Source organism: Halocynthiibacter styelae (assembly GCF_016123485.1).
Lineage (GTDB): Bacteria > Pseudomonadota > Alphaproteobacteria > Rhodobacterales > Rhodobacteraceae > Halocynthiibacter > Halocynthiibacter styelae.
The window spans coordinates 460,197-469,306 of the sequence record NZ_JADCKQ010000001.1; the positions used below are offsets into that span (position 1 = coordinate 460,197).

The following is a 9,110-nucleotide window of genomic DNA, read 5'->3' on the forward strand; positions in this document are numbered from 1 at the left end:
TATCTCTACGCAAGATTAAAGGATATTTACTTTGCCTGCCAAGTTCCTGCCACCTCCGGCAGCAAAACGATCCGTAAAGAAGCTCGGCCTGGATATCAAAGATGCCAGGCTCCGACGCGGGCTGCCTGCAAGTATCATTGCAGAGCGCGCAGGTATTTCCAAACCGACCATGGTCAAGGTCGAAAAGGGTGATCACGGCGTTTCCATTGGCATCTATGCTTCGGTCCTCCAAGCCCTTGGGTTGCTGGATGATCTGGCTGATATTGCCGATCCAAAGAACGACCCAATTGGCTCTGCCACATCCCTCGAGCGACTGCCGAAACGCGTTCACCTGTCCTCCACTAAAAAGCCTGGAACGCAAAAATGACGCGCGAATTAGAACTCTTCCTCGACTATGACGGTGAGGTTCGACCTGTTGGTCTTCTGCGCTGCACGCCCGCGCGCGGAACCGAGCGCGTCCTCTTTGAATACAACGACGAGTGGCTTGGCCGGGCCGACAGCTTTCCAATCGACCAGGCGCTTCCCCTGACAGGCGGTGTTTTTCCACCTTCTGCAGGCATGGATATGTTCCCCGTGATAGGTGACACCTCGCCGGACCGATGGGGCCGTCGCCTGATGCAACGAAGAGAGCGTCGGCTGGCAAAGCGCGAAGAGCGTGCAGCTCGCACACTCTTTGAAACCGATTTTGTCATGGGGGTTTCTGACATCAGTCGCATTGGCGCGTTGCGATTGCGCTGGTCCGGGCAAGAGGAATTCCAGGCCCCCACCAATGAGGGTGTTCCTGGCCATTTCGCACTTGGCGACCTCCTGGCCATCACGCAGCGCATCGAGTCTGGAGAGGAAACCGACGAGGACATTCAGATGATCTTCGCACCCGGCGCCTCACTGGGTGGTGCACGTCCCAAATGCTCTGTTCATGATGTAAATGGACGCCTTTCCATCGCCAAGTTTCCAAAACAGGATGATGACTACTCGGTTGAGCGCTGGGAGGCGATCGCTGCCACGCTGGCCCGCCAGGCAGGCATCAATATGGCCTCGCACAGCCTTGAGAACGTCAACAGCGTTCCTGTCTTTTTGAGCCACCGTTACGATCGGACCCATGACGGTCAACGTGTGCCCTACACATCGGCGATGAGCATGACGCAACATCAGGACGGCGATCACGGCAGCTACCTGGAGATCGTTGACGCAATTTCAACTCATGGGTCAAACGCCCGGGAGGATCGGATCGAGCTGTTTCGCAGACTTGTGTTCACCATTCTGGTGAGCAATGTCGATGACCACCTGCGCAACCACGGGTTTCTCTGGGATGGCCAAGAAGGCTGGCGCCTGTCACCTGCCTTCGACATCAATCCAACATCTCCTCTGGAAAAGGCCCGCGTTCTGCAGACCAACATCAATTTTGACGAGGGAACCTGCGATATCAGTCTCGCCCTATCGGTCGCTGAAGAGTTCAGTCTGTCAAACAAGGACGCAAAGCAGATCGTGTCCGAGGTCGGCGACGTCATCTCCACATGGCAAGCCGTTGCACACCAGCACAACGCTCCTGCGCGAGAGATTGACCATCTGTCCGGCGCCTTTGAGCATGATGACCTCGAAAAGGCCCGAAAACTATGACCGAAAGATGATCCGATTGCCCGCAAGAAATCTTCATACTGAGACGCAGTTTGTCGCAAGAATTGAACCCAAATGCATGAATTTGGGTCCCTCCTTCATATCAGTGTGTTGATCCGTAACTTGAAGCAATGGACGCTTGTAAATGCGCACATCTTGTTGCACAAACCTTTGCACAAACTGGTGTCTGGCAGTCTCGGCGCTGGATTTTATTGTTTAGTATCAACGCTGTGCAAAATGGCTCCGATCCCTACCGCCGGAGCCAACTTCCTCATAAGCACTTGAAATGCAAGACCTTATGAGGAAGTTGGTCTTTTACTGCGGCACCGCAGTGTTCCACCACCTCAGCCAAAGTGTTCCATCCGTTTATTGATGAACGGAACGATTATGAACGCGCAACCTCACCTCTTTAAACGTGGCGACATCTACCAATGGCGGCGTAAAACGCGGAGGTTTTCCACAAAAAACGTCGATATCAAGCTCTCCCTAGGGACGACGGATCGCAATCAAGCCCATATCTTAGCTCGGAAAGTAAGCGCTGAGAGTGATCTGATCATGGAACAAATCGTTAGAAACCGTATCCCCCCCGAACATGGACGGGCCTTTCTGACGGCTGTGATCCGCAAGGAACGCGCCAAGATCGAACAGCTGCGAATGTTGGCCCGTATCGATAGCCTTGATCCTGCCGATGATGCGCGTCATGACAATGCGATGGCCGAAGCATGGGATAGGATCGCGACCAGCGGCGTGAAGCACGTCCCTGCCGCCGATATTGATGATCTGGTCCATGACAACATTGAATTGATCCGCAAAGATTTGGTCAGTGCTCCGCGCCAGAAAGCCATCAAAGGCGCATTCAAAGATCAAACTGGTGACGATAACCTGTCGGCCATGGAATACGCTCAGGTGCTGGATATCTATGTGTCCGGAAAAGCCAAGGCATGGGCTGGTGCCGAAGAAAGAACCCCAGCCGTCCAGTCGATCCAACAAGAAACCACAGCCCCTTGTCTGGAGCTGCCATCTTCGAAAATCATTGACGTTGTTAACCGTATGAACGTCATCAAACGTGCTGAAGGTATTGAAGAAAAGACCCTTCGCCAATACCAAAGTTTTGCGGCGCTGTTCACCATGTTGTCCGGGATTGGTGACATTACCAAGGTCCGACAACCCGATGTGAAAGCCTTCCGCGCAGACCTCTCAATGATGCCGAAAAGCTGGGGCAAAAGTCCCAAGGATCAAACTGCAACGCGGGATGAGGTCATGGCGAAAGCCGCGACCTTGCCCGCTGACAAGATTGGGCTTTCTGTCGGCACCATTAATCGCCATCTAGAACATCTCAACCAAATCGCTGATTGGGCACGGGATGAAGGCTTACCGGTTGATCAAAACCTCAAACCCGCGAAGTTACGCAAAAAAGAAACCGTCCGCGCCCGTGATAAACGCGCCTCATTCTCTGTCGACCAACTGAAAGCAGTCTTTCGAAACCCTGTCTGGACCGGATCAAAATCCGAATACCACCAAACAAAACCCGGACAAGACATCTTCAAAAACGGCATCTACTGGTGCCCCCTGATTGGTGCTTATACAGGTGCGCGACGCGAAGAAATCGCAGGGCTTGCACCTTCTGACATCATCGAAGTTGAGGGTATCTGGTGCTTCTCCATTGAGGATTCCGAACTGCGCCGCATCAAGAACCTATCATCACGTCGTATGATCCCAATCCATTCGCACCTGATTGAATTGGGGTTTCCTGACCATGTCCGGAAAACTGAAAATAACAATCAAAACAGCCTGTTCCCTAATCTTTATGAAGCGGGAAACAACGCCTTCGGCCGCAAAGTCGGCCGCCGTATGCGTCAAATCATCGATATGGAACTAGGGGTCTATGGCGCAAAACTATCTTTCCACAGCCTACGCCACTACGTCCAAAACCACTTAGATCACGAAGGCGTAGACGACAAACTTGTCCGAGATATCATTGGCCATGAGGGCAAGGATATTCATGATAAGGTGTACCGGAAATCCGCACAAATCACACAGCTACACGAAGCGATTGAGCGCCTACCCAAATTGCTCAGAAACCGGTGAGCTTGGCGGGACGACAGCATTCGCTGTGCTCCAGACGAACGGCAGAGCTGTGTAGAAGTGTACTTTGCAATGTCGCGAGAACAACCTCTAGCGGCCTTTATGGCTAATGTGGTAAAGAGTTGCCCTCAGCTCAGAGTAAGCCGATCTATGAACCGATGCCCCTCAATTTCTGCAGAAATTGAGGGGAATTCTTGTGTATAGAACAGCTTTTCAGCTATCAAAGTTAGCCAACCTCTAATATTTAGCCTGCCCCCATTCAGAATGGATAAATTCCACGATTTTTTGTCTCCGACACTCAACATCTTTTTCTGTCCATTCAGGATTGCCTTGGATTTCCTTCCCAGCGTCGATGGTACCACGCAATCCAGACTCAATATATTTTGTCGCTTTTTCTTTGGGCGGCTTACCTCCAAGAGATGAATTAACCTTCGGAGGGAGCATCGCTAGGTTTCCAATATCATGTATGTCTGATCGGCCACTTTTTTGCGGAGCTATGTGTTCAATGGAAAATTCGGCTTTATCTGCCCAAATTTTATTCCACTGAATACTGTTAATCCCTTCGCCGGCTGCATGCGCAAGATGCTCGTCATACCTGTACAAAATGTACCTTAATTCTTCCGTCCAACCATTATAGCAGTTATCCCAATATTCGTCGTCGGAGGAAAGCTCGTCAATAGAATAACCTTCCCCAAGCGCTTGAATAGAAGTCAAAATTTCTTCGGCGGTCAATTCTCCCTTATAGACGTCAAAACCCAATCGAACAAACCCACCTACTTCACTACGCGCATCAGCACCGCCTAGGACAAAAATGCGAAAGGTAGCGCGCTCCCATGCCTTGAGAAGGGCCTGCTCGTCTTTGTCGTCGAACTTACGAAGGAGGATAGCAGTCGCTAGAAACCTTGCGTGCCGGATTGTTGTAATGGCGTTAAGGCGGGGATCGTCGTGCAATTGCCGAACAACCCGAGCGATTTTTTTCATCCCTTCTGCGCAACTGATTAGGGTCTTAATTTTTTTTCCGGCAAAATTTCGTAATTCTTGCGAAGCCTTCTCCTCACTCAAAATCTTATTTGGAGAAGTTCCGCTCTTTGCAAATGTCCCAGCAAACCTAAGAGCCTCATTCCCAAGGTCTTCCCTTAAACCGAGAGTTTTATAAATTTCCTTCCAAATTGTGTGCATTTCATGAAGGCCATCTTCTTGACCTTTTTTGTCAATTGTGTGTTCAAAAATCGAGGCCATTAATTGGCTCTTGGTCTTGTCTATCCATTTGACATCGAGGCCTCGGCTGTTCAGCACTTCGAAGACGCGATAAACTATCGCTTCATCGTCTATCTCATGAAAAATCATAGAAAGGCGGTTGCGAATAATTCCAAGAAGGCTGACGAGGTCGCCAAAACTTTCGTCTTGTTGCCATGCTTCAACGAATTGCGCACACTCTTTTGCCGCATCGATCAAGTTCTTGTCTGCTGCCGTTGAGCTTTCTTCTTCGCTTATTACACCTGTTTGAATGTACTCTTTGAAGACAGAACTACTGTCATGATTAGTTTGAAGCAGTATCATTTCGTGGTCGTCGCTTTTAACGAGGAGATCAGACAAGCTAGCCTTTGCTTTACTGGCGTGCTTGTCATCTTCGGACAAAGCCATTTCAATCGCTTTTAGCAAAATGACAATAGTGGTAACCCGCTGCTGGCCATCAACTAACTCTACAACCTTATATTCGTCCGCGCCAATAGCTTTGGTGTCACGAGACAGCGCGACAATTGTTGCCATAAAGTGCTCGTTTTCAGATTTGTGTGCCTCTCGAATATCTTCGAATAAGTCTTGTCGTTGTTTTTTTTGCCACGAGTATGCGCGTTGGTATTCGGGAATACGAAAAAGTCGACCATCAAGAAGTTTTGCCACGGTCAAGTGCATCGGATTAAGTTGCAAGAATTTCTCCTTAGAGTGTATTGCTAATAGTCATGAAGTTTCCCATTAGTAGTGGGAAATGCAACAGGCAAAGCAACGGCCGCCATAAAAACGAGGCGAAAACCTTTTGTGGTTGGAAATATAGGTATGAGTAATGCTCTCTACCACACCATACCAAATTAGCTGTGGCATTCATAGCTAAGGTCCGCTGTCGATCGTTCGCGTCAAACATATTCCCCCTCTCAGCCGCACTCAATCTGGGTTTCCAAAAGGGCGAAGCGGCCTTGGCTTGGGGTTTCAAAAGGGGGCAGCGTGCCCCTTTGCCGGAGAGACGTAACGCAGTTACGACTAGTAGGTTATAAATCAAAGATATTATGATCTTACAAAACCGATTTTGTACTTTCACGAACCTCAACGACAATGGTGGCACCGAACAATCAGGAGCCAAACCATGTCCGAAACCGAGCAGTCAAAAGCGATCTCAATCCGTGTAAAGCACGCCCACCGATCCAGATACAAGAACCAACGCCGCCACGACCTGCGGGTTGGTCATCAACCGGGATATGTTGATGGTGACCGTGCAGGCCTGAACCGTGTGATTCTGGATCTCCCGATGCCCGCCGAAATCACCAAACGGGCAAAGGCTCTGCGCGAAAGAACAAATCCAAGCCGTGCCATGCGAGCTGACGCCGCAGTCGCCACCATCGGCATCATTACATTTGGCCATGCCGCCAAACCAATCTTTGAAGCACTGACACCGGAGGAGCAAGACGCCGCCTATCTTGAGGTGGCCGAGCGTATTGCTGATGAATACGGAACCACCCTGCGCGGACTGGTTGTGCATGCGGATGAAACCGCGCCGCATGCACATGTTGTTTGGGATTGCCGTGATCATGACGGTGTGCCGATGTCGCACGTCATGAAAGGATCGCGGCTTCAGGATATTGCTGCCGAAGTGATCGCACAACATGCGCCAGACATCGTGCGCGGTGTTCGCAAATCGACGCGCATCGCCCGTGGCGACAAGCCCAGTCAGATTTACAATCGTTCGGTACAGCAGCTACACCAAGAATTACCGTTTGAGGTCGCAGCCAAAGAACAAGAGTTGGAAAAGCTGAATGATCGTGTCGATGAAATGCAGGCCCGTGTTGCGAAATTGGAAGCAAAGGAGGCGTTGAATGAAAAGGAAGCCAAGAGACTGGCGACCTACCGCAACCGCCTTGCAGTGCGCGTAAAGGAATACAGTGAAGCGAAATCGGCGTTGGACGCGAAGACCCAGAGAGCCAAACAACAAGAGGCCGCACTAGAGATCAAGGAACATGTCCTCAACACCGCTGAGGACCAGTTAGACGAACGCGAAATCACCATGGAACGCCGTGATGATGAGCTGCAAATACGTGAGGGGGATATCACCCGACGAGAAAGCATTCTGGACCGCCTAACCGATGATATAGGCAAAATGGTGAACGATATTGCCGACCGCCTTGGCGTTGGAAACTCTCTTCGCGCCATCCATGATCGCCTGAAATCTGCGCGCAATGAATTGGGGGATGATGGTCCATCACCTGGCTGAATTAACCTAGTTCGGGTCTAGTGCATATTCTCAGTTGATCATAGCTGTGGCATCAACAGCGTTACCAACCAGCTTACAAACGCTGTATGTTCGTCGAACTTTTACAGAAGCAAACCTTGGTCAATGTGTTTAACAAGATCTGCCACTAGGGACCTTTCTGCCTTTGGCATATTCCGGCCCAAAGTCTGATTTTTGGAGCCGGGCTGTTCGACAAACAATTGTTTCAACTTTGTGAGCGGTATTCGAGCCTCAAGTGCCGTTCATACGGTCACTAACTTTTGCGCGCCTCATCGCTGGAACAACTACATTTTCCATTCCATCGGCCATTTCTGTGTGAAGTTCCCCCATTTTGTTGGCAGACACTGTAAGGTTGGCCACAAGATCTTTCACGGCTTCTTTTCCTTCGCCGTCAGGTACATTTGAATTGAGCAGAACCATCCGGTTGATTGCGTCAATAATTTTTGTCTGAACCTGCAATGAATTCAACATAACGGCTTGAAAATTATCTTCAACTTGGCTGATGAAGAGCTCAATCATTGGCTTAGTCGATACCGGCTCAAGTTCACTAATTTGATTGCAAAGCGTCTTCGCTTCGTCAGCCTCTTTGAATAACTCTTTCATTTCGGAAAGCGCCCGCATTGCGTCATTAATGATTATCTCATTGGTATCAGGATGACCGTCATGGCTCGGAGGATAGCGGTCGGCAATCATATCAGTTTTTTGCTTCACGCTGTTTATCAGGCGCTGCGCAGCGTTGTCACCTTGGACTGCCGACGGTTGCGGTATTTCCTGTTCGGATGCTGCGCCATGGGTCTGGGTTGAAATGAAGTTGTCTTGCACACTTCCTTCCTGCGTATCGTCTTGGGTGTAATCGGTGTAGCCGGACGCCAAACAGAGCTTTGCACGTCTAGAGGCCTCCGAAATTTCCTCTGGTGTCATTGGTTGTTCTAAGCTGTCTCGGTGAGTCGCCACCGTTTCATTACCGTTTATTTCGGCGATGTTCATCCACATGAGGGCTGTAATGCGATCGCGCGGAACACCACGTCCTGCAAAGTACATTGCACTGAGAGCAGACTGTGCATCAGAAGCACCTTGGATTGCAGCGAGACGGAACCAGCGGACTCCTTCAGCGTCATCTTTTGTGACGCGATCCCCTTCTGAGTAAAACATACCAAGATAGCTCTGCGCTGCGGCACTGCCCTTGTCTGCGGCTAGCCGGAATAATCGCAGCGCTTCAGTATCATCTCTAATTACGCCATTACCCTCCGCGTAAATAATAGCGAGCTTGAGCTGTGCAGAACTGTCGCCTTGAAGCGCTAAACTTCGCAACTTTTCCAGTCCGATGACAACTTCATCCGCTTCACTCGTGGTGAAGCCATCTTGCGGTCCCCCCGCCATCGCATCGTCTGGGGCAAGCTTCCAAAGCTTGACAATTTCTTCAGAAACAGCGGCCTGCTGTTCTGTAAAGGATGAACCATGATGTTCCATCGCTCCAGCGAAATACACAAGGTTCTGAAAGGTATCACCACCTTGGAGAAGATTCTGTATATAAGCCTGTGGCACACCATCCCGCATGGCCATTTGCTGGATCACTTTCATAAAAATATCGTTCTCATCTTCGTCACCAGCCCAAGATGGAACTCTTTTCTCATCCACGACAAGTGACTTGCGAGCAGCATGTATATTGGCGTCGTGGATGCGTACTCTAGCGGTTAAATAGCTCTTCAAGACGGAAAACGCGACATATGCAATTATCGAGATGCCCGCTGTAGGCCAGGCTAAGACAAGTGCTATTAGAAACTGGTCTTGCCGCGCAAAAGTTCCGGTCTCTCAGCTTATGTTATGCAGTCCTTCGTTCGAATGCCAAGGGGCTTTTCCCGCCAAGGGATGAATGCCGCCTGCGTGGATTGTAGAACCCATTGATGTATTG

The 9,110-nt window shown here is 50.1% G+C and carries 6 protein-coding genes; 4 read left to right on the forward strand and 2 right to left on the reverse strand.

Annotation, left to right across the window (positions count from 1 at the left end; genetic code table 11):
- The first annotated feature begins 31 nt into the window (after nt 1-31).
- The 3 genes from H1D41_RS02205 (at nt 32) to H1D41_RS02215 (ending at nt 3,702) form a co-directional block, all read left to right on the forward strand.
- A complete protein-coding gene (locus H1D41_RS02205) occupies nt 32-367 on the forward strand; it encodes a helix-turn-helix domain-containing protein (protein WP_228847363.1) in 336 nt (111 codons plus the stop codon).
- Nucleotides 364-1,617, forward strand: a complete 1,254-nt coding sequence (locus tag H1D41_RS02210; RefSeq protein ID WP_228847364.1) for a type II toxin-antitoxin system HipA family toxin — start codon at nt 364-366, stop codon at nt 1,615-1,617. Before H1D41_RS02205 ends, H1D41_RS02210 begins: the two co-directional genes overlap by 4 nt.
- A 384-nt stretch (nt 1,618-2,001) precedes the next feature.
- Complete coding sequence (locus tag H1D41_RS02215) at nt 2,002-3,702, forward strand: site-specific integrase (RefSeq protein WP_228847365.1); 1,701 nt, start codon at nt 2,002-2,004, stop codon at nt 3,700-3,702.
- Between the two features lie 234 nt (nt 3,703-3,936).
- Here the strand turns inward: H1D41_RS02215 and H1D41_RS02220 are convergent, their stop codons facing one another.
- Nucleotides 3,937-5,628: a DUF262 domain-containing protein gene (locus H1D41_RS02220; protein ID WP_228847366.1), complete on the reverse strand. Its 1,692-nt coding sequence runs from the start codon at nt 5,626-5,628 to the stop codon at nt 3,937-3,939.
- A gap of 430 nt (nt 5,629-6,058) precedes the next feature.
- Here H1D41_RS02220 and H1D41_RS02225 point away from each other — a divergent pair, with 430 nt between their 5' ends.
- The gene (locus H1D41_RS02225) at nt 6,059-7,180 is read left to right on the forward strand and encodes a plasmid recombination protein (RefSeq protein ID WP_228847367.1); all 1,122 of its coding nucleotides are present in this window, start codon (nt 6,059-6,061) and stop codon (nt 7,178-7,180) included.
- 249 nt (nt 7,181-7,429) lie between these two features.
- Here the strand turns inward: H1D41_RS02225 and H1D41_RS02230 are convergent, their stop codons facing one another.
- Nucleotides 7,430-8,836, reverse strand: a complete 1,407-nt coding sequence (locus H1D41_RS02230; protein ID WP_228847368.1) for a tetratricopeptide repeat protein — start codon at nt 8,834-8,836, stop codon at nt 7,430-7,432.
- Between the last annotated feature and the right edge of the window lie 274 nt (nt 8,837-9,110).

Bases quoted from the DNA above. Each gene is read 5' to 3' on its own strand.
- H1D41_RS02210 (WP_228847364.1), top strand. From the start codon at position 364: ATGACGCGCGAATTAGAACTCTTCCTCGACTATGACGGTGAGGTTCGA.
- H1D41_RS02215 (WP_228847365.1), top strand. From the start codon at position 2,002: ATGAACGCGCAACCTCACCTCTTTAAACGTGGCGACATCTACCAATGG.
- H1D41_RS02225 (WP_228847367.1), top strand. From the start codon at position 6,059: ATGTCCGAAACCGAGCAGTCAAAAGCGATCTCAATCCGTGTAAAGCAC.